Consider the following 19636-nt stretch of genomic DNA (forward strand, 5'->3'; position numbering starts at 1 on the left):
TAATTATTAATTGTTAACTATTAATTGTTAATTAAAAAAAAAGCAGGCCTGTAAGCCGGATTCTGTATCCCGATAAATCGGAATCCTTATCATTTATCTAGGCGCAAAGTTACCCGTGCGCTCAATCTTTCTACCCTTCGACAGCGGACGAGAAGCCCTTAAAAGCCGATATACTTGAAATTTCACCGCATAGAGTTTACCTGGTTTCACTACAGCTTCACCTGTACATACTTTCTGTTGCACTTGTCCTAATCCCGTCCCTATAACTATAGATACGGAACCGACGGGCGTTACCCGCTATGCTTCTCTTTGGTGTCCGGACTTTCCTCTCCCGACATATGTTGGAAGCGATAAGGCGGCCTGCGGTGCAAAGCTACGACAATAAAAGGACTTTCGGGAAATTCCATAATCTCCGATGGAAATCTCATAAACTCATTTAACACTTCGTTGGTAGCCGCACAAAAGCGTTATCGTAATTTTAAGGCTATAGAATTTTAACCAAAAAATATCAAATCATGGAACGTCAAATGTACCACTATGCCACAGTTTCAAAGGCATTAGACGAATTAAGGGAGAAAGGATTTACCACCGATTTTAACATTCAGGAAAAGAGAATAATTGAAAATCCAGACGACTTTGAAATAGTTCATATCTACCGCTATGAAGGCGAAAGCGATCCTGGGGATGAAGCCACTGTTTACGGCATTAAAGCAAGCGACGGAGAGCGCGGTGTGTTTGTGGCAGGCGACCTCTCTATGGGCGAAAAAAGCGCAACCAGGGTATTGAATGACCTAACTATCAAAGGGAGAGAAAACCGCCCCGACGCAGAGTAAATATGAATAGGTTACAGTCAAAGCTTGAGAAAATTGGGCGTGACCCAAAAATTACGGCTAAGGCGGTGGGATTGCGGTACTCGGGTAACTTTAACCAAGGGTACTTTCGGATACGCCTCGCGGATGGCTTTAAGATTGTCGATGAAAAACATATAAGCGTCCGAAATAAAGAGGTGCTTGAACGGATCAGGAAACTCGTAATTCCCCCTGCCTGGGAGGATGTGTGGATTTCCCCCTATGAAAATGGGCACCTTCAGGTTACCGGTACCGATGCCAAAGGAAGGAAGCAATACCGTTACCATGCCAATTGGAACAAGATAAGGAACCAATCAAAATTTTTCAGGCTTCGGAATTTTGCGGCCGCTTTGCCTAAAATTCGTGCACAGGTTGATGCAGATCTCCGGCTGAAAGGGCTCCCCTATGAAAAAGTAGTAGCTTTAGTAGTCAAACTAATCGAACAAACCAATATCCGGATTGGAAACGATGCATACAAAAAACTGTATGGTTCGTTTGGGCTTACGACAATGCAGGATAAGCACGTTACGTTTGAAAAGTCGGATATTTACTTTGAGTTTGTCGGAAAGAAAGGCGTAAAGCACAAAATAAGCCTCCACAGCAGAAAACTGTTGAACCTTGTAAAGCAATGTAAAGAAATTCCGGGGCAAGACCTTTTCCAATATTATGATGATTACGGAAATCACCATGTCATTGGTTCGGCAGATATTAACAACTACCTAAAAAATATTACCAACGAGGATTTTACAGCCAAAGATTTTCGACTCTGGTCCGGAAGCGTAAATGCGCTTTGTGCTTTCAGGGAAATCGGTGAACCAAAAAATGAATCCGACTGTAGGCATAAAATCGTAGATGTAATAGACAGCGTGGCGGTAAAGTTGGGGAATACACGTGCTGTGTGCCGGAAGTATTACGTCCATCCTACTGTTATTGCCGCTTATGAAAAGGGTTCCATATGGAAATACAAACCGGCAAAGAGCAAATTAGAATTAACGAATGAAGAAAATATTTTAGTGAATTTATTGAAAAATGAAGCCATCGCGGAAGTCATCGCGTGAAACAAACCCATGAAAACACTCCTCTTCCCATTGTGTTTTGCCATTGCTGTTGCGGGCTGCACAAAAAAACAGAACCTCGAAACGCCATCACTTGCAGATTCCGCTGTTTCAAATCAACCCATGGTACACGTGCATCCCCAAATGCTGATTAATCCAGGCATTTCCATTGGGATGACTGCTATTGAGGAAAGCACCTCCAAACTTGCAGCACTTGGCCAGCCTGATGAATCGGATGCTGCAATGGGTAAAGCGTGGCTGACCTGGTATGCTAAAAACCAAGATACCATGCCGGATGAGCTTAATATTTATACTACGTATAAAGATAAAGAGATGAACGAAAAGGTAATTCGGCAAATCCGTGTCACTTCATCTGAATTTAAAACCAAAGAAGGAATTAATACGCAGAGTTCACTCGCTGAAATCAAGAGCTTATTCCCCAATATCCAACCTGTGGGTAAATTCGATCATCCTGATAATAAGATTGAAGTTATGGTCTATGATGACGCGCAATCGGGAATTGCTTTTGAAATCGAAAACCCGCATGGAAAGGACCGGTGTTCCGCGATAATTGTACATCCAAAAAACAAAAAAGTCACAGAGGAATACCTGTACCTGCATCCCTACATGGTGGTGCTTTAACCGTGAATAACTTTTGGGTTTTGAAAGCTGAAAAAATTCCAATCTTTAAATTTTAGAACTATATTTGTCGTCCAATAGGCATTTATGGAACAATTCGTAGTATCGGCAAGGAAGTACCGCCCGCAGACGTTTAAGGATGTGGTCGGACAACAGGCTATTACGAATACGCTGCTAAATGCTATTGAGACAAATCATCTTGCTTCTGCATTGTTGTTTACGGGACCGAGGGGCGTCGGCAAAACGACCTGTGCGAGAATTCTCGCCAGGAAAATCAACCAGCCTGGTTACGACGACCCAAATGAGGATTTTGCATTCAATGTATTCGAATTGGATGCCGCTTCAAACAATTCGGTAGACGACATCCGGAACCTGATTGACCAGGTCAGGATTCCACCACAAACCGGACAATATAAAGTATATATCATTGACGAGGTGCACATGTTGTCATCGGCGGCTTTTAATGCGTTCCTGAAAACACTAGAAGAACCGCCAAAACATGCAATTTTCATTCTCGCAACTACCGAGAAGCACAAGATCATCCCAACAATTTTATCGCGTTGCCAGATTTTCGATTTTAAGAGAATTACGGTGAAAGACGCCAAAGAACATCTCGCCGAAGTAGCTATTAATCAGGGCGTTTCATTTGAAGACGACGCCTTACACATCATTGCCCAAAAAGCTGATGGTGCGATGCGAGATGCGCTTTCGATATTCGACAGGGTCGTTTCGTATTGCGGCAATAACCTTACGCGGCAAGCCGTCACTGAAAACCTCAACGTACTGGACTATGAAACGTACATTAATATCACCGGATTAATCCTTGAAAATAAAATTCCGGAGTTGCTGGTGGCCTACAACGACATCCTTTCGAAAGGTTTTGACGGGCACCATTTCATTGCCGGTCTTGCATCCCATTTCAGGGATTTGCTCGTTTCCAAAAATCCTGCCACATTATCTTTGCTTGAGGCGGGAGAGCAGGCGCAAAAAATGTATGGAGAACAGGCGTTGAAAGCACCGCAGGACTTTCTACTCAAAGCGATTGATATCGCAAATGATTGTGACCTGAAGTTTAAAGTTTCCCAAAACCAACGCCTGTTGGTAGAACTTTGCCTGATGCAATTGGCCTCCATCACTTTCGATGGAGAAAAAAAAAAGCTGACGGATATATAATACCAGCCAACCTTTTTTATGGAAGGGTAATGGAAATCGCGGTAAAATCGCCAGAAATCCTTGATATTTCCGCTATTCAGCCAATCGAAATTCAACCCGAAATTCAGGAAATCAAACCATCTGATACCCCATTAGTCGCTGCGCCAGATGCGACTTTTGCACCTGCTTCGGGGACATCCACCACAAAAGTTTCTGCACTATCGCTCGCGAGCATTCGCGCTAAGAAGGAACTGGAGCAGTCAGGGAAAGCAGCGACAAAAGAACATACTGAGCTTCCCACTGAGCCCTTTTCAGAAACAGACATGCTCCTGCAATGGAATAAATATGCGCAACGACTCAGTGACAAAGGCCAGAAAATTATGGAAGCCCTGCTTTTGATCAACGATCCAAAATTAGAAGGAACGGTCATCAGGCATCAGTTGCCTAACGAGGGGTCTGCAATTGATTTTGAGAGCGGGAAACACGAGCTTTTGGGCTATCTGCGTGGAAAACTCCACAACCACGATATTACGATTGAGGTCATGGTGAATGAAAACATCAGTAGCCGTAAAGCGTTTACACCGCAGGATCGTTTTAACAGGCTGAACGAAATCAATCCAAGTTTGGAATTGTTGCGAAAAACGTTTGACTTAGACTTTTAAGCTTTGGTTTTCCTGAAATAACCTGTGAAATAATACTTTAACAAAAAGGACGGCTTTTCCGTAAAATATGTGCCGCGAAATTTGTAATTTTCCTTTATGGGAAGGGGACTATGGAAGTATTCCCTACAAAATTCCGAATTATTTCAATACGGAAATTCCGTAAATTTTGTTAATGTTTTGCATTGCTGATTAGATATGATTATCCATCTCTTCAGGACAACGCATAAATAATAAAAATCAATGTTTTCGAGTTTGTTTAATAAACCGGAAACAATGAAAAAACCCATACTTGTCTTATTCCTGCTCTTTATATTCTGTAGTAAAGCTAAAACTGTTTTAGACTATACCCAATTAAAACACCAGATTACGGACAAGCGAAACGACTTTCGGAAATTGTACATTGCCGGCTCTAACTCTGTTAAAGACTCGGTGATAATAGCTTCACGCGACTATGTTTTCGAATCCACTACAAATGATTTATTTGATCAATGGTATGATACACCGTGGAGTTTTTATGGGCATACAACAGCACCAAAAAAGGGAACAATTGCCTGCGGTTATTTTGTAACGGCAATTTTAAGTGATGCCGGATTTAAAATTCCACGGAATGAGTGGGCAAAATTGGCCTCGAAAGCATTTATTGTAAAACTAACAGATGATGTAAACCGATCCCAATACAAGCCCATTGAAGATGTGATTACCTATTTGAAAAGGCGCGGCGATGGGTTATATGTTGTCGGACTGGACTGCCATACGGGATTCGTGTACGTTAAAGGGAGTGCGATAAAATTTGTGCACTCCAATTATTACCAACCGAAAATTGGCGTGATGGCACAGGAACCGGATGGCAAAAATCCGTTGGCGGATTCGAAATACCGGATCTTAGGGAAGTTACTAAACGACCGGATGACGGAGAAATGAATTATGAACATGGCTTATTAAGAAACCCTCCATACCCCTAGCCCCGATTGAGGCATTGTCGGAGCTCTTTTGCGTAGTTTACGCAGCAAAAAGCGACTGCCGAAAGCGGGAATAGCTACAGAAAATGCACAATTGGTGGTTATTCTCCAATCACTTTTTCAATCCGTTTATCCGGAACCAGCCACATCAGCGCGACGAAAATATAAACGGCGCCTGATAACCATTCGCTATAAAATGACAAACCAATCCCAAGTACATAAAGCGGCGGCGAAGAAAGCCCTTTCAAGTCCCGTCCAATGGCCTTTTTTAGTAATGAGTTTTGCCCCTGGCTTTTGATGATGATGCTTTGCAAGATCCAATACGCAACGCCAGCCATCAGCAGCATCACGCCATAGACGGTCATGGTGGCTTTGGCAAAATGGTTCTCGCCCGTCCAGGCGGTTGCGAATGGCACCAATGAAAGCCAAAACAGCAAATGCAGGTTTGCCCAAAGGATCTTGCCGTTTACACGGACAACACTATGCAGCATGTGGTGGTGGTTGTTCCAGTAAATCGCGATGTAAATGAAGCTCAGGATGTAGCTTATAAAAACAGGAATCACTTCCTTTAGCGCTTCGAATGTGGCGGCTTCCGGAACCTTGAGTTCCAGAACCATGATCGTAAGAATGATGGCCAAAACGCCGTCACTGAAAGCTTCAAGCCTGTTTTTATTCATATCTTAAATTTTTCCGTAGTACAGTGCTTTTACGATGCCATCAGACAGCCCGATTTTAGGGACATAAATACTGCGCGCGCCACTCCACTTCATCGCATTCAGGTAGACGCGGAGTGCAGGAATGATCACATCAGCGCGATCAGGATTCAGACCTAAAACAGAAATTCGCTGCTCATAAGACAGTGCATTCAGCATGGTGTATTGCGAATTCAGGTAAATGTATGACAATGGCTTTTCTTCCTGCTTGCCGGACATTTTAAACAATTTGTTAATGTTTCCGCCCGAACCGATAAGCGTAACACTTTCGTATTCCTGGGTATGGGCGCGGATCCATTTCTCGATTTCGTGCCAGACGATGTCATTGACCATTTCGTTTAGCAGCCGAACGGTCCCTACTTTAAAGGATTTTGAAACGATCATTTTCCCGTCATCGAAAAGTGAAAACTCAGTACTGCCGCCTCCGACGTCCACATACAGATAGGCTTTGTCTGTTTTTAATAAGTAGTGCAGATCAGTCGAAGCGATGATGGCTGCCTCTTTTTTTCCGTCGATAATTTCGATCTTGATATCTGCTTTTTTTCGGATTAAATCTGCCACTTCCCTGCCATTGTAGGCTTCGCGCATGGCTGATGTCGCACAGGCCATGTACTTTTCAACCTTATGTACCTTCATCAGCAATTTAAACGCTTTCATGGCGTCGACCATGCGTTCGATGTTCTCTTCGGAGATTTCGCCGACGGTAAAAGCATCCTGTCCCAAACGGATTGGTACACGTACGAGTGCACTTTTCGTAAACTGCGTTTCTTTTCCCTGTTCTTCGATGATGTTGGAAACCAGCAGGCGCATGGCATTGGAACCAATATCTATCGCCGCGTATTTTTTGATGTTAATCATTCAATTGTTTTAGGTGCTTTCGTTTTTTATAACTCTTCAGCGGTCACATCGAGCAGGTTCCGATAGAAATTATAGGTTTCCAGTTGCGCGCGCCATATGGCCTGGTGACCCCTGACACGGTATTTGTTGTCGAGCTTTTCAGAATGCAGCCTCGCCTTTACATTCCCTTTCCAGCTTACCTCAAAACTGTCAATCAATTCCTTGCGGACATCGATATCATAAATCGGGCAGCTTACCTCTACCCTTCCGTCGAGATTACGCGTCATAAAATCAGCCGATGAGATATACACTTCGGGATTTCCGTCGTTTCCGAAAATATACACTCTCGAATGTTCCAGATAATTGTCGACAATACTAATGGCTTCGATGTTTTCGCTCATGCCTTTTACGCCGGGAATCAATGAACAGATGCCGCGGACAAGCAACTTAATTTTTACGCCGGCGCGGCTTGCTTCATACAACTTGTCAATCATCTTAAAATCAGACAGGCTGTTCATTTTTAAATTGATATAAGCCTGCCGGCCTAATTTGGCATACATAATCTCTTTGTCAATCAGGCGGTAGAAACGCGTACGGCTGTAATGCGGCGACACAATCAGGTGTTTGTAGCGGTGCAGCCTGTAATTGACATTAAAGAAGTCAAATATTTTCGAAACATCTTTCAATATCTGCTGGTGTGCCGTAAACAAAGTTACGTCAGTGTACACATTGGCGGTCGCCTCGTTAAAATTTCCAGTAGAAATAAATCCGTAACGCTTTGTTTTTCCTTCTTCAATGCGTTCGATTACACAAATCTTACTGTGGACCTTGAGACCTTTAATTCCAAAGATCAGGTCAATTCCCTCCTGCTGCATCTGTTCCGCATACGAAATGTTACTGGCTTCATCAAAACGGGCCTGCAACTCGATTTGTACCGTAACCTTTTTTCCGTTTTTCGCGGCATTGATTAGCGAACTAATTACCTGCGAATTTTTGGCGAGACGATAAAGTGTAATTTTAATGGTGATGACATTTGGATCAAGCGCTGCTTCCCGTAAAAACTTGATAACATACGAAAATGACTGGTACGGCGCATTCACGAGGTAATCCTTTGCGGTAATTCTGTCCAGAATACTTCCCTCAAGGCTTAATCCGGGAACCGGTAACGGCGGATTTTGCTTGTACAAAAGGTCGAATCGCCCCAAATTAGGAAAATCCATATAATCGCGACGGTTGTGGTAACGCCCGCCCGGAATGATACTATCAGTGGAATCAATGTTCATTTTCGAAAGGAAAAACTGCAGCGTATCCTTTCCGATGGACTGGTCGTATACAAAACGTACCGGTTCTCCGATCCTTCGGTCTTTGACGCTGGTGGCGATCTTTTCCAACATACTCTTGCTCAGGTCAGAATCAATTTCAAGCTGTGCATCACGCGTGATTTTGATCATATGGGCCTCGACGCTCTCACTGTCAAAAATGTTAAAAATGTGTCCCAGATTGTATCGGATGACGTCGTCAAGCAGCATTACTGAATGCGTGTCTTTTTTCGACGGCAGTACCACAAACCGATTGATGGTCTTGGGCATTTCGATCAAAGCGTAACGAATTTCCGGTTTTGGCTTTACCAGGCTCAGCAACGAAGATTTCTGTTTTGGCTTCATGACTAACTTTACCGCCAGGTAGCCGGAAGTGTCCTTAAGCACTGGAAACTCCGCAAGGTCATTAAGGATAATAGTTACCAGTGCCGGGCTGACTTTCTGTATAAAGAAATCATTCACAAAACTCTCCTGTTCCGGGGAAACTTCTTTTTCGTTGATGATGAATACATTTTCAGCTTCAAGCTCTTTCTCGATGATGCTCAGGATCCGCAGGCTCTCCGATTGCTGGCGAATGACAATTTCTGTAATGTCACGCAGCAATTTTTCTGCTGAGATGCCGCCCAGGATTTTTTCTCCGGATACTCCGGAGAGGCTCAACCGCCTAACCGCCGCAAAACGCACCCTGAAAAACTCGTCGAGATTGTTGGAAAAAATTCCAATAAAACGAAGCCTGTCCAGCAACGGAACTGTCGAATCTCCCGCTTCCTGCAGTACACGCGCATTAAAGGCGAGCCAGCTTTTTTCGCGGTCAATATATCTGTTTTCTGTCATTGTTATTTTAAATCTCTTGGGAAAACAATTTTTTCTGTGGTTCCCTTTCTGATGTCCTGCCAGGAATCAGTGTCGAATTTAATCCACACCAGACCCGCGGTCGGTACGTTATCGATGGGAACATTTCCAAATTTATTCACAAAACCTGTAATGGCATCATTGTGCCCGAAAAGCATAACATTTTCATAACTGTCCGGGAGTTCCCGAACGATGCTTTCAAAACGATCCTCGTCAAAGGTGTAGAGCGCGTCCATGGGTTCTGCTTCTACACCTTTTGGATAAGTGATGCTGAAAATGTTTGCGGTACCAGCCGTACGCGACGCGGTACTGGAAAAAACGTGCAGCTTTTTTGGCAATTTCCCCATAAGGTGCTCCGCCACGCGCGCGGCACCGCGAACCCCTTCAAGCGTTAATTTGCGTTCCTTATCTGCTGCTGTTGAATCCTGCTCGGCTTTAGCATGCCTTACGATAATAAGATTTTTCATAAAATTAGGTATAAAGTTATGGTGCTAGTCTATCTATTTTCCAATTGAAATCTTCCTGAACATGGTACCTGATCCGGTCATGAAGCCGGTTGGGCCTGCCCTGCCAAAATTCGACTTCCACAGGACGCACAAGATATCCGCCCCAGTGCTGAGGCCGGGGCACTTCAATGTTTTCATATTCCTTCTCCAGGGCCGCCAGCTTTTCCTCGAGGAACTCCCTTGATGGAATCACCTGGCTCTGGTCAGAAACTGCTGCGCCAAGCTGGCTTCCGTGCGGACGGCTGCCAAAATAATTGTCTGATATGTTGTCAGCCACTTTTTCTGCAATCCCTTTTATGATCACCTGCCGCTCCAGGGTTGGCCAGAAAAAAGAAAGGCACACATGGGGATTCGCAGCGATTGCGTTTCCTTTTTCGGAATCGTAATTCGTGTAAAATACAAAGCCCATTTCATCAAATTTCTTCAGTAAAACAACGCGGGATTTCGGGAAACCGTCTTTTCCAAACGTAGCTACTGTCATTGCATTCGCTTCTCCAACACCTGACGCATCCGCCTCATAAAACCACTTTTGGAACAGGTTGATTGGATCTTCAGGTATATTATCTTCTGTGAGTGAATCTTTCTCGTAGGATTTTCTATAATTACTTAAGTCTTCCATTTTACAGGCTTTCAGCTAAGATAAGGATTAAAATTCAAATACTTTCCCGTCATCGGCAACATCGACTGCAGCGAATATCGCGGACGCCTCTTCTTTAAAAAGGTCAATGGAATCATACCGGGTGGAAAAATGACCCAGTATCAATTGTCTGGCATTTGCTTTCAGTGCAATTTCAGCGGCCTGCCTTGCGGTACAGTGCATGGTCCGTTCAGAAAGATGCGCTTCGGATTCCAGAAAAGTCGATTCGTGGTACAGCACGTCTACGCCTTCAATTACCTCCAGATAGCTTTCCGTAAATACCGTATCAGAGCAAAACGCATAGCTTTTAGGCTGGGGAGGATCATAAGTCAACTCGGCATTTGCGATAGTACGCCCATCGTCTAATGTAACGTCTCTCCCATTTTTTATATTTTGGTAATAGCAAACATCAATATTGTACCCTTCTACGACAGCGATGTTTAATTTCCGTTCCCCTGCCTTTTCCTGAAAAAGAAACCCATTCGTATAGACGCGATGTTTCAGGGGAATGGTGCGCACCACAACCCGGTCGTCTTCAAGAATCACCTCGGACCCGCTGGATTGAAGTTCGTGAAAAAATAATTGGAAACCGGTGAATGAATTGGCATAACGGAGTTGCAGCAGGATAATTTCTTTAATGCCTTTTGGCCCATATACATGCAGATCGGTGGTCCTGTTCAACAGCGTAAACGTCGAAATCAATCCGACCAATCCATAGAAGTGATCTCCGTGAAGGTGCGAAATAAAAATATGGTTGATCTGGGTAAACTTGGTTTTATTTTTTCGAAGCTGTACCTGTGTTCCTTCTGCGCAGTCAATAAGAAAATGCCGGTTTTTGATCTCGAGGACCTGAGATGTCGGATTGGTAAAGGTGCGAGGGGTTGCGGCATAACAGCCGAGTATGGTAAGCTTCATTCAGTAATTAATAAGGCATAACCTATAACGAAAAACATCATTGATTATTAAATGTTAATTGATCAAAATCCGAGATCGCGCTCGATTTCCTCCATTTCGATGATATCGTGCGCCTCAATTCTAGTGGGGACAACAGAAAGCTTTTCTGAAACCTTATTAAAATCAACATCATCAGCAACAATCACAAAAGATTTTTTTGCTTTTTTATGCAATTTTGAAAGTGGAAGAAAACCATTAATTTCCTTCACGGATAATCCTTTAAGATTGGAAACGTCAACAATCAGGTTCTGGGTCTCAAATGACTTAAATTCGTGCGTCAGCTTCATCAGGAACGCGGTAAAATCTCCCTCATTTTCCTTGATGATTGTGGTGTTCGCTTTCTTTTCTACTTTCATTTCTTAAACGGATTTGAATGTAGCTAAGATAGTAAGATTTTTCGGGTTTTACTGAATTTTGGAGGCTAAAAGATAGATTACCGCCATGCGGATCGCTACACCATTCTGAACCTGATCCAGAATCAGGGACTGGGAAGAATCGGCAACATCTGACGTGATTTCCACACCGCGATTTATGGGTCCCGGGTGCATGATCACGATCTCTTTACGCAGCGATTCGAGCAAGGCTTTGTCGACACCATATTGCTGTGCATATTCCCTTGTTGAGGGAAAGTAATTGATGTCCATGCGCTCATTCTGTACCCGAAGCATATTCGCTACATCACACCATTCGAGGGCCTTCCTGAGATTAGTCTCGACCGACACGCCGAGGCTTTCAATGTATTTTGGAATCAGGGTTTTTGGCCCACAAACCTTTACCTCAGCGCCCTGAAGCTTAAGCGCATATATATTTGAAAGCGCGACCCGTGAATGCAGAATATCACCCACAATGACTACTTTCTTACCTGCAACCTCACCCATTCTTTCCCGGATGGAATAACTGTCCAAAAGGCCCTGGGTAGGATGCTCGTGTGCGCCATCACCGGCATTTACAATACTGGCTTTTACGTTCTGAGAAAGGAAGTGTGCTGCGCCCGGACTGGAATGACGCATCACGACCATATCCACTTTCATTGCCAAAATATTATTCACGGTATCAATCAAAGTCTCACCCTTTTTTACGGAAGACTGCGCCGCCGAAAAGCTGATGACATCGGCAGACAGCCTTTTTTGCGCCAGCTCAAAAGACAATTTGGTCCGCGTACTATTCTCAAAAAAAATATTTGCTATGGTGATGTCGCGAAGGGAGGGCACTTTCTTGATGGGACGGTTAATCACTTCCTTAAAATGATCGGCGGTTTCAAAAATGAGGTCGATGTCATCTTTAGTGATGTATTTAATCCCCAGCAAATGATTTACGCTTAATTCTTTCATACTTCGTTAATTTCTGATTAAATACACGGCGTCTTCTCCTTCATTCTCTTCCCAGCAAACCTTTACTTTCTCGTCGTTAATGGCATCCACCTGACGCCCCCTGTAGTCGGGCTGGATCGGCAAATCACGGCTAAAACGCCTGTCAATCAATACCAGCAGCTCAATCCCCGAAGGCCTTCCAAAAGATTGTATTGCCGTGAGTGCAGAGCGGATACTCCGTCCGGTAAACAACACGTCGTCTATAAAAATCACCTTTTTATCTTCCACTAAAAAGTTGATGTTCGTCCTATTGGCTTCCAATGGCTTACCGGACCGCCGAAAGTCGTCCCTGAAAAATGTGATATCGAGATAACCCAGCATAATGTCGTGTACCTGATAGTCTTGTTCCAGTAATGTTTTAAGCCGTTCGGCAAGAAAAGTGCCCCGTGGCTGGATTCCAACGAGAATGGTATCTTTAAAATCGAGGTGTTTTTCAATCAGCTGACAGGCCAAACGATGCAGAATGATATTGACTTCCTTTGAAGTGAGCAATATTTTTTGACTCATGACGAAGTGTTTGTTTGGTCTGTAAAAGTACTGAAATAACCATTACACGAAAAATTTATTTATAAAACAACCACCATAAATTCGAGCAGAAAATTGGCAGCAATTATATTTTAGCATTCCATTTTACCAGCAGGATGAAGATACGACGTCATTAGAAAATCTCTTTGAAGAATATCCGGAAGACCGACATGCGTTAACAGCGATAGTCAATCCGTAGAAAATTTCCCTCTAACATTAATAAAACCGAACGTTGCAACAAGTTTTCGGATTTGCAAAAACAAGATTCCGATTATATTTCTATATATTTATGACCTCAAATCTCTTTTGTCCGGGGCATGAATATTTTTCTTACAGATGACGACAGCGATGACTGCATGCTTTTTTCAGAGGCACTGCAGGAAACTTTTTCGGAGGCAACCCTGACAATTACAACGGATGGTGTAAAACTGATGGAAACGCTGAAGAATTTAAAGCCCGACAGCCGTGTGATACTTTTCCTGGACCTCAATATGCCGCGCAAGAATGGATTTGAATGCCTGGATGAGATTCGCGAAAACAAAAAATTAAAAGATGTTTCGGTTATTATATTTTCCACTTCGTCGAATGCTGATATTATTGACAAGACTTACAAACAGGGTGCAAATTATTTCATTTCGAAGCCAAATTCATTTTCGCTGCTAAAAAAGACAATCGAACACGTCCTGTCCTTCAACAATGACCAGTTGGTACAAAGACCAATGCGTGAGGATTACGTTATTCATGTAGCCTGAAAATGATCTGTGTATGAGAAAGTCAAAACAGACCAGGATCCGGCTTACGTTTATTTTCGCAATCGTTTTTCTACTCTCCCTATCGGTATACTGTTACCTACGGATTAGCGACCTAAACCGTTCTTTTTATTGGGTAAATCACACCAACCAGGTCAAACTTGAACTTGAAAGTTTTGCTTCCACGATTAAGGATGTAGAGCTTGCGCAGCGCGGATACCTGCTTACACGGGATTCCGTATTTCTGGATGAATTTCAAATGCAACTTGATAAAGTCAGTAAAAAGTTGATTTTTATTAGGAAAATCGTTGCCGACAATAGGCAGCAGGAAACCAATTTAAAAATTCTGGGAGCACTGACGACATCACGACTTGCCGCCATAAAACATATCGTTAGCATTGGATCGATTGAAAAAATCCCATATGCCCAAAGAATGAAATACCGTGAACAACGCAAATTCTTCAGGAATCACATCTCAAAAATGATGGAAGTCGAAGAATCCAACCTTAGGGAAAGAACGCGTTTTATGCAGCGGCAATCGTCACTGACCCCTTTATTCACCATTCTTCTGATGATTTCAGCGCTGTTTGCATTGGTGTTTTCGTATTACGCAATCAATCGGGAATTGAAGATCTCCGACTTTTTAAAAGGCAGTCTTGAAGAGCGAAAGCAGGAGCTGATTGAAAAAAACAAGACGCTGCAATCCAATAATAAAGATTTGGAAACTGTCAACAAAGAGCTTGAAGCCTTCACGTATATTTCGAGTCATGACCTGCAGGAACCGCTACGGAAAATACAAACGCTGATATCGGTTGTAATTGAAAAGGAATCTGCCCTGCTAACCGAATCTGGTAAAAATTACCTGGAACGCATCCGAACATCGTCTGAAAGAATGAAATCCCTCATACAAGACCTTCTCGCGTATTCCCGCGTCAATGTCCAGGTTTTTCCTGTTGAGGATTGCAGCCTGCAGCAGATTGTTGACGAAGTAAAAGAAGACCTCGAAGATGACATTGAGGAAAAAAATGCGGTCATTCATGTACACGGCGAGGCCAACGTAAAAATCATTCCCATGCAATTCAGGCAGCTGCTCACCAACCTGGTGGCAAATTCGCTAAAGTTCTCGAGGCAGGGAGTCGTCCCGAAAATCTCTATTAAAAACGATTACATCCAAGGCAGCGAAATTGATTCTACAAAAGCAGCTCCTGCAATTGATTACTCGCGTATTACCATTTCCGATAATGGAATTGGTTTTGATCTTCAGTACCGCGATCGGATTTTCGATGTGTTCCAACGTTTGTATAGTGATCAGCAGTACGCTGGTACCGGTATCGGACTGGCGATTGTCAAGAAAATCGTCGAAAACCACAAAGGGTTTATCACCGTCGACAGTGTTGAAGGACAGGGGACTACTTTCAGCGTATACCTGCCTGCCTGATTTTTTGAAATCCTGTCCGTTTAGAATTCCGTAACAATTAAAACTAATTCTGTAAAACAGGATTTTGATGGTTTTAGCAATTTTACAATATTGAATAGCTAACCATTAAATCCTTGAAATCATGAAAACAAAATTGATGCGAATGCTGGTACTGATCACGATATTGATCACTTTTACCAATTGTGAACTGGTGGAAGGCATCTTTAAAGCCGGCGTGGGTGTTGGCATATTTATTGTAATCGCGGTCATCGCTGCGATTATTTATGTCATCAGCCGATTTGGAAAAAAATGATTTAAAAAATCGATAAATAAAGAAATCCCGCTTAGGCGGGATTTTTTTTATGAGTACATTTTCTGTCTGAGTTCCTGTACTTTTTCATCATCGAGATATTCGTCAAATGTCATATAACGGTCAATCGCGCCATTCGGGGTCAGTTCAATAATTCTGTTCCCGACGGTCTGCGCGAATTCATGATCATGCGTGGTAAATATTACCGAACCTTTAAAATTTTTCAATGAATTGTTGAAAGCCGTGATAGACTCGAGGTCCAGGTGATTCGTAGGCTCATCGACCATCAGGACATTTGCCCGTTCCATCATCATTCTTGAAAGCATGCAACGTACTTTTTCCCCCCCTGACAATACACGCGAGGTTTTAAGTGCTTCTTCACCGGAAAAAATCATCTTTCCAAGAAATCCACGGATATAAACTTCGTCGCGCTCTTCCTCGGTTTTTGCCCATTGTCGCAACCAGTCTACCAGGGAAAGGTCATTTTCAAAAAAGGCGTGGTTGTCCACAGGAAGGTAGGCCTGGTTGGTCGTAATTCCCCAGTCATAAGTCCCTGAGTCCGGCTTGATATTGCCATTCAATATTTCGTAAAATGCGGTGGTTGCCCTTGAATCCTTAGAAAAAAGAACGATTTTATCACCTTTAGCCATGTTGACGTCGACGTCTTTAAAAAGCACTTCACCATCTATTGAGGCGCCGAGGTTTTTGACGTTTAAAATCTGGTCTCCTGCTTCCCTTTCCTGGTCAAAAATAATCGCAGGATAACGTCGGCTGGACGGCTTAATTTCAGAAATATTCAATTTGCTGATCATTTTCTTACGGGAAGTTGCCTGCTTGGATTTGGCTACGTTCGCGCTAAAACGGCGAATAAACTCTTCCAACTCCGCTTTTTTCTCTTCCGCTTTCTTGTTTTGTTGTGCACGTTGTTTCGCGGCGAGTTGGCTGGACTCATACCAGAAGGTATAATTACCGGAATAGTGGTTAATTTTTCCAAAGTCAATATCCGAAATATGGGTACAAACTGCATCAAGAAAGTGACGGTCGTGCGACACTACAATTACAGTATTCTCGTAATTGGCAAGGAAGTTCTCCAGCCACCCGATTGTTTCAAAGTCAAGGTCATTTGTGGGCTCATCCATAATTAGGACATCTGGATTTCCAAATAAAGCCTGGGCTAACAGCACACGTACTTTCAGCTTTCCGTCAACATCGGCCATCATCGTATAATGCAGGTCTTCGCCAATACCCAGATTTGAAAGCATGGCAGCCGCATCAGAGTCCGCGTTCCAGCCATTCATCTCTTCAAACTGCACCTGAAGTTCACCTATTCGATCAGCATTTTTGTCATTATAATCAAGGTAAAGTTCGTCCATCTCCTTTTTAACAGCAAAAAGCACTTTATTTCCCATCATTACCGTTTCAAGTACGGTATGCTCATCAAACATATTGTGGTTTTGGTTCAGCACCGACATCCGCTTTCCGGGTTCAAGATGTATATGGCCAGAGGTTGGGTCCATATCGCCTGATAGTATCTTAAGAAAAGTAGATTTCCCGGCTCCGTTTGCTCCGATTACACCGTAAATATTTCCGTGTGAAAACGTCGTATTTACTTCATCAAACAAGATTCGTTTACCAAACTGAACCGATAAATTATTTACTGATAGCATGAATTTCCTGTGTTTATAATTTTTTTGCAAAAGTAGAAAAAATAGTGGAGATTTACGGACATCTATGCAACCTAAAACGCAATTAAAAAAACACCGGGATGATTTTTTTTCCTGACTTTCCGTTGTTTGAAGAACCTGGAAAGGTGCACTACATTTTTGAGTGCCTCGCCTTCGTTGTCGGTATCCGCATCTACAATTACCATAGAAAAAGTATCAATGATCCCATCTCTGATAAAAACAGGCTTTTGATATTGTTGGGTGCCGTGCTGGGTGCGTTTCTCGGTTCGAGGTTTATTGCCATCCTGGAAGATCCAGGTCGTATTGCCGATTTAAGTCTTCTGGAATTGTATCAAAGCAAAACGATTGCCGGGGGATTTTTAGGAGGCTTATTTGGGGTTGAGCTCATGAAAAAGGGCATCGGCGTCCGGATTGCGTCCGGAGATGTGTATGTTTTCCCAATCCTGATTGCCGTTTTTATCGGGCGTATCGGCTGCTTTGTGACAGGAATCAAGGAGCCAACATTCGGCAACCCAACCCATTTTTATTTCGCTATGGACCTGGGTGATGGCATTCCGCGGCATCCGGTGGCGCTTTACGAAATGTTTTACCTGGCGCTCCTGTATGGGTTGTTTTACGGGATACGGAAGCGAAACCTGATTAACGGCGACCGGTTTAAACTCTTTATGGTGCTTTACTTTTTATACCGGTTTTTGGTGGAATTTATCAAACCCTACCATCCCCTTTTTTTAAGGCTTAGCATTATCCATTGGATTTCGCTGTTTCTATTTATCTACTATTTCAAATTCCTGAAAAGGATTTTAATCCCTTCCTGTTATGAAAACCAGAGACTACGTTTATTATGATTACACCAAAAGCATTTGCCCGGACTGCCTGAAGCTTGCCGACGCGAAGATCGTATTCCAGGATGAAAAGGTATGGATGCTCAAGCATTGCCGGGAGCATGGTGACAGCAAAGTATTGCTCGCCGATGACATTGAATATTATAAACAGATCCGGAACTACAACAAGCAATCTGAAATGCCTTTGAGATTCAATACCAAGGTACACTATGGCTGCCCCTACGACTGTGGTTTATGTACAGATCACGAGCAACATTCCTGCTTAACAGTGGTTGAAGTCACCGATCGGTGTAACCTTTCCTGCCCGACCTGCTATGCAAACTCAGGACCTAATTATGGCAGGCACCGCACTTTAGAAGAAATTGAAAAAATGTTTGATACGGTTGTGGCTAATGAAGGAGCGCCGGATGTAGTTCAGATTTCAGGAGGTGAACCGACGGTACATCCCGATTTTTTTAAGATTCTTGACATCGCCAAATCGAAGCCTATTAAGCATTTAATGGTAAACACTAACGGAATCCGTATTGCAAAGGATATCCGGTTCGTGGAAAAACTAGCCTCGTACATGCCTGATTTTGAAATTTACCTGCAGTTTGACAGTTTCCGCCCAGAGGTTCTGGAAAAACTCCGTGGAGAAAACCTGGTCGAAATTCGGCGAAAAGCAATTGAACACCTCAATGCTTTTAACATTTCAACGACGCTGGTAATTACGCTTCAAAAAGGCGAAAATGACGACGAGATTGGGGAAATACTCGAATATGCCGTCAGCCAGAAATGTGTCCGCGGCGTGACATTCCAACCGACACAGGTTGCGGGGCGAAATGACAACTATGATGACAGTAAGGGCCGTATCACCCTAACCGAAGTCCGCCGTAAAATTTATGAGCAATACCCAATTTTTACACCGCAGGACCTGATTCCGGTACCGTGTAACCCCGATGCACTTTGCATGGCGTATGCGTTAAAAATTGACGGAGAAGTAATTCCAATGACGCATTTAATAAACCCGGAGGATCTGCTCAACAATTCTAAAAACACCATCGTTTTCGAGCATGATGAAAAACTAAAGGAACATATGCTGACGTTATTCAGCACTGGAATTTCGGTTGATTGTGCTGAAGATACGTTCGGTGAACTGATGTGCTGCCTGCCCAAAGTACAGTCAGAAACTTTGGGCTATGACAATTTATTTCGTATTATTATCATGAATTTCATGGATGCCTATGATTTTGACGTCCGTGCGGTAAAAAAATCATGTGTACACATCGTTAGTGATAAGATGAAAATCATTCCGTTCGAAACCATGAATATCTTTTACCGCGAAAACCAGATCGAAGCAATTAGGAACGAATTAAACAAGATGTAATGGAATTTATCGGAATACTCATTTTTTTGATTGTCATCATCAGTCCGCTGTCCGCGGTATTCAGCCTGATCGTATATTGGGCAACCAAAAATGAAGAAACAAAAAAAGTGGCAATGCGTGTCCTGAATGGCAGTGTAATTGCCTTTGTTATTGGTTTCGGAAGCTGTGTTGCATTGCTCAATTCCTGACCGGTTTACATTTAACTATGCCTTAACAATATAATCCCCTGTAACTGAATA

Annotated in this window: 22 protein-coding genes and 1 other RNA gene; 12 read left to right on the forward strand and 11 right to left on the reverse strand. The window is 43.1% G+C overall.

The annotated features are described in order from the left end of the window. Positions 1-35: 35 nt before the first annotated feature. Positions 36-367, reverse strand: an RNA gene (rnpB, locus tag CFE23_RS02600) — RNase P RNA component class A. A 148-nt stretch (positions 368-515) separates the two neighbouring features. On the opposite strand from rnpB, the gene CFE23_RS02605 reads away from it, so the two are divergent. The 6 genes from CFE23_RS02605 to CFE23_RS02630 all read left to right on the forward strand — a co-directional run bounded on the left by CFE23_RS02605 (position 516) and on the right by CFE23_RS02630 (position 5277). Next, entirely contained in the window at positions 516-833 is a 318-nt protein-coding gene (locus tag CFE23_RS02605; protein ID WP_291083571.1) for a hypothetical protein, read from the forward strand. Between the two features lie 2 nt (positions 834-835). Next, entirely contained in the window at positions 836-1906 is a 1071-nt protein-coding gene (locus tag CFE23_RS02610; RefSeq protein WP_291083574.1) for a DNA topoisomerase IB, read from the forward strand. A gap of 9 nt (positions 1907-1915) precedes the next feature. Further along, positions 1916-2545, forward strand: a complete 630-nt coding sequence (locus CFE23_RS02615; protein ID WP_291083578.1) for a hypothetical protein — start codon at positions 1916-1918, stop codon at positions 2543-2545. Positions 2546-2629: 84 nt separating this feature from the next. After that, positions 2630-3715 carry a DNA polymerase III subunit gamma/tau gene (gene dnaX, locus CFE23_RS02620; protein WP_291083581.1) on the forward strand — a complete coding sequence of 362 codons (1086 nt, stop codon included), beginning with the start codon at positions 2630-2632 and terminating at the stop codon, positions 3713-3715. 29 nt (positions 3716-3744) lie between these two features. Continuing rightward, entirely contained in the window at positions 3745-4356 is a 612-nt protein-coding gene (locus CFE23_RS02625; protein WP_291083584.1) for a DNA polymerase III subunit gamma/tau, read from the forward strand. A 273-nt stretch (positions 4357-4629) separates the two neighbouring features. Then, a complete protein-coding gene (locus CFE23_RS02630; protein ID WP_291083587.1) occupies positions 4630-5277 on the forward strand; it encodes a hypothetical protein in 648 nt (215 codons plus the stop codon). 139 nt (positions 5278-5416) lie between these two features. Here the strand turns inward: CFE23_RS02630 and CFE23_RS02635 are convergent, their stop codons facing one another. The 9 genes from CFE23_RS02635 to pyrR form a co-directional block, all read right to left on the reverse strand. Continuing rightward, the gene (locus CFE23_RS02635; protein ID WP_291083589.1) at positions 5417-5992 is read right to left on the reverse strand and encodes a TMEM175 family protein; all 576 of its coding nucleotides are present in this window, start codon (positions 5990-5992) and stop codon (positions 5417-5419) included. Between the two features lie 3 nt (positions 5993-5995). Next, positions 5996-6886, reverse strand: a complete 891-nt coding sequence (locus tag CFE23_RS02640; RefSeq protein ID WP_291083593.1) for a rod shape-determining protein — start codon at positions 6884-6886, stop codon at positions 5996-5998. A 26-nt stretch (positions 6887-6912) separates the two neighbouring features. Next, positions 6913-9018, reverse strand: coding sequence for a polyphosphate kinase 1 (gene ppk1 / locus CFE23_RS02645; protein ID WP_291083596.1), 2106 nt, complete (start codon positions 9016-9018; stop codon positions 6913-6915). Between the two features lie 2 nt (positions 9019-9020). Next, complete coding sequence (locus CFE23_RS02650; RefSeq protein WP_291083599.1) at positions 9021-9503, reverse strand: histidine phosphatase family protein; 483 nt, start codon at positions 9501-9503, stop codon at positions 9021-9023. Positions 9504-9519: 16 nt separating this feature from the next. After that, positions 9520-10161: a pyridoxamine 5'-phosphate oxidase gene (pdxH, locus tag CFE23_RS02655; protein WP_291083602.1), complete on the reverse strand. Its 642-nt coding sequence runs from the start codon at positions 10159-10161 to the stop codon at positions 9520-9522. Between the two features lie 27 nt (positions 10162-10188). Next, positions 10189-11094, reverse strand: a complete 906-nt coding sequence (locus CFE23_RS02660) for a ribonuclease Z (RefSeq protein WP_291083605.1) — start codon at positions 11092-11094, stop codon at positions 10189-10191. Positions 11095-11156: 62 nt separating this feature from the next. Next, complete coding sequence (locus CFE23_RS02665) at positions 11157-11489, reverse strand: ribonuclease Z (protein WP_291083608.1); 333 nt, start codon at positions 11487-11489, stop codon at positions 11157-11159. 48 nt (positions 11490-11537) lie between these two features. After that, positions 11538-12464 carry an aspartate carbamoyltransferase catalytic subunit gene (locus CFE23_RS02670; RefSeq protein ID WP_291083611.1) on the reverse strand — a complete coding sequence of 309 codons (927 nt, stop codon included), beginning with the start codon at positions 12462-12464 and terminating at the stop codon, positions 11538-11540. Positions 12465-12470: 6 nt separating this feature from the next. Next, complete coding sequence (pyrR, locus tag CFE23_RS02675; protein WP_291083614.1) at positions 12471-13010, reverse strand: bifunctional pyr operon transcriptional regulator/uracil phosphoribosyltransferase PyrR; 540 nt, start codon at positions 13008-13010, stop codon at positions 12471-12473. A gap of 335 nt (positions 13011-13345) precedes the next feature. On the opposite strand from pyrR, the gene CFE23_RS02680 reads away from it, so the two are divergent. From CFE23_RS02680 to CFE23_RS02690, 3 genes are all read left to right on the forward strand, one after another. Next, entirely contained in the window at positions 13346-13780 is a 435-nt protein-coding gene (locus CFE23_RS02680) for a response regulator (protein WP_291083617.1), read from the forward strand. 13 nt (positions 13781-13793) lie between these two features. Beyond that, positions 13794-15215, forward strand: a complete 1422-nt coding sequence (locus CFE23_RS02685; protein ID WP_291083620.1) for a sensor histidine kinase — start codon at positions 13794-13796, stop codon at positions 15213-15215. Between the two features lie 121 nt (positions 15216-15336). Continuing rightward, on the forward strand, positions 15337-15507 hold the full coding sequence (locus CFE23_RS02690) for a hypothetical protein (protein WP_291083621.1): 171 nt from the start codon (positions 15337-15339) through the stop codon (positions 15505-15507). Positions 15508-15554: 47 nt separating this feature from the next. Here the strand turns inward: CFE23_RS02690 and CFE23_RS02695 are convergent, their stop codons facing one another. Next, on the reverse strand, positions 15555-17171 hold the full coding sequence (locus tag CFE23_RS02695) for an ATP-binding cassette domain-containing protein (RefSeq protein WP_291083623.1): 1617 nt from the start codon (positions 17169-17171) through the stop codon (positions 15555-15557). Between the two features lie 98 nt (positions 17172-17269). Here CFE23_RS02695 and CFE23_RS02700 point away from each other — a divergent pair, with 98 nt between their 5' ends. From CFE23_RS02700 to CFE23_RS02710, 3 genes are read left to right on the forward strand one after another with little or no spacing between them, the layout of a single operon-like run. Beyond that, positions 17270-18034, forward strand: a complete 765-nt coding sequence (locus tag CFE23_RS02700) for a prolipoprotein diacylglyceryl transferase family protein (RefSeq protein WP_291083626.1) — start codon at positions 17270-17272, stop codon at positions 18032-18034. Continuing rightward, positions 18006-19397: a radical SAM protein gene (locus CFE23_RS02705; protein ID WP_291083629.1), complete on the forward strand. Its 1392-nt coding sequence runs from the start codon at positions 18006-18008 to the stop codon at positions 19395-19397. The genes CFE23_RS02700 and CFE23_RS02705 overlap by 29 nt, the downstream gene beginning before the upstream one ends. Beyond that, positions 19397-19585 (forward strand): hypothetical protein, encoded by a 189-nt coding sequence (locus CFE23_RS02710; protein ID WP_291083632.1) that lies wholly within the window; start codon positions 19397-19399, stop codon positions 19583-19585. The genes CFE23_RS02705 and CFE23_RS02710 overlap by 1 nt, the downstream gene beginning before the upstream one ends. Positions 19586-19636: the final 51 nt, after the last annotated feature.

The sequence above is a fragment of the Flavobacterium sp. BFFFF1 genome, assembly GCF_002256285.1.
Taxonomy (GTDB): Bacteria; Bacteroidota; Bacteroidia; order Flavobacteriales; family Flavobacteriaceae; genus Flavobacterium.

What these genes read in the sequence shown, in the direction of transcription:
- CFE23_RS02605 (WP_291083571.1), top strand. Translation starts at nt 516, where the DNA reads ATGGAACGTCAAATGTACCACTATGCCACAGTTTCAAAGGCATTAGAC.
- CFE23_RS02610 (WP_291083574.1), top strand. Translation starts at nt 836, where the DNA reads ATGAATAGGTTACAGTCAAAGCTTGAGAAAATTGGGCGTGACCCAAAA.
- CFE23_RS02615 (WP_291083578.1), top strand. Translation starts at nt 1,916, where the DNA reads ATGAAAACACTCCTCTTCCCATTGTGTTTTGCCATTGCTGTTGCGGGC.
- dnaX (WP_291083581.1), top strand. Translation starts at nt 2,630, where the DNA reads ATGGAACAATTCGTAGTATCGGCAAGGAAGTACCGCCCGCAGACGTTT.
- CFE23_RS02625 (WP_291083584.1), top strand. Translation starts at nt 3,745, where the DNA reads ATGGAAATCGCGGTAAAATCGCCAGAAATCCTTGATATTTCCGCTATT.
- CFE23_RS02630 (WP_291083587.1), top strand. Translation starts at nt 4,630, where the DNA reads ATGAAAAAACCCATACTTGTCTTATTCCTGCTCTTTATATTCTGTAGT.
- CFE23_RS02635 (WP_291083589.1), bottom strand. Translation starts at nt 5,992, where the DNA reads ATGAATAAAAACAGGCTTGAAGCTTTCAGTGACGGCGTTTTGGCCATC.
- CFE23_RS02640 (WP_291083593.1), bottom strand. Translation starts at nt 6,886, where the DNA reads ATGATTAACATCAAAAAATACGCGGCGATAGATATTGGTTCCAATGCC.
- ppk1 (WP_291083596.1), bottom strand. Translation starts at nt 9,018, where the DNA reads ATGACAGAAAACAGATATATTGACCGCGAAAAAAGCTGGCTCGCCTTT.
- CFE23_RS02650 (WP_291083599.1), bottom strand. Translation starts at nt 9,503, where the DNA reads ATGAAAAATCTTATTATCGTAAGGCATGCTAAAGCCGAGCAGGATTCA.
- pdxH (WP_291083602.1), bottom strand. Translation starts at nt 10,161, where the DNA reads ATGGAAGACTTAAGTAATTATAGAAAATCCTACGAGAAAGATTCACTC.
- CFE23_RS02660 (WP_291083605.1), bottom strand. Translation starts at nt 11,094, where the DNA reads ATGAAGCTTACCATACTCGGCTGTTATGCCGCAACCCCTCGCACCTTT.
- CFE23_RS02665 (WP_291083608.1), bottom strand. Translation starts at nt 11,489, where the DNA reads ATGAAAGTAGAAAAGAAAGCGAACACCACAATCATCAAGGAAAATGAG.
- CFE23_RS02670 (WP_291083611.1), bottom strand. Translation starts at nt 12,464, where the DNA reads ATGAAAGAATTAAGCGTAAATCATTTGCTGGGGATTAAATACATCACT.
- pyrR (WP_291083614.1), bottom strand. Translation starts at nt 13,010, where the DNA reads ATGAGTCAAAAAATATTGCTCACTTCAAAGGAAGTCAATATCATTCTG.
- CFE23_RS02680 (WP_291083617.1), top strand. Translation starts at nt 13,346, where the DNA reads ATGAATATTTTTCTTACAGATGACGACAGCGATGACTGCATGCTTTTT.
- CFE23_RS02685 (WP_291083620.1), top strand. Translation starts at nt 13,794, where the DNA reads ATGAGAAAGTCAAAACAGACCAGGATCCGGCTTACGTTTATTTTCGCA.
- CFE23_RS02690 (WP_291083621.1), top strand. Translation starts at nt 15,337, where the DNA reads ATGAAAACAAAATTGATGCGAATGCTGGTACTGATCACGATATTGATC.
- CFE23_RS02695 (WP_291083623.1), bottom strand. Translation starts at nt 17,171, where the DNA reads ATGCTATCAGTAAATAATTTATCGGTTCAGTTTGGTAAACGAATCTTG.
- CFE23_RS02700 (WP_291083626.1), top strand. Translation starts at nt 17,270, where the DNA reads ATGATTTTTTTTCCTGACTTTCCGTTGTTTGAAGAACCTGGAAAGGTG.
- CFE23_RS02705 (WP_291083629.1), top strand. Translation starts at nt 18,006, where the DNA reads ATGAAAACCAGAGACTACGTTTATTATGATTACACCAAAAGCATTTGC.
- CFE23_RS02710 (WP_291083632.1), top strand. Translation starts at nt 19,397, where the DNA reads ATGGAATTTATCGGAATACTCATTTTTTTGATTGTCATCATCAGTCCG.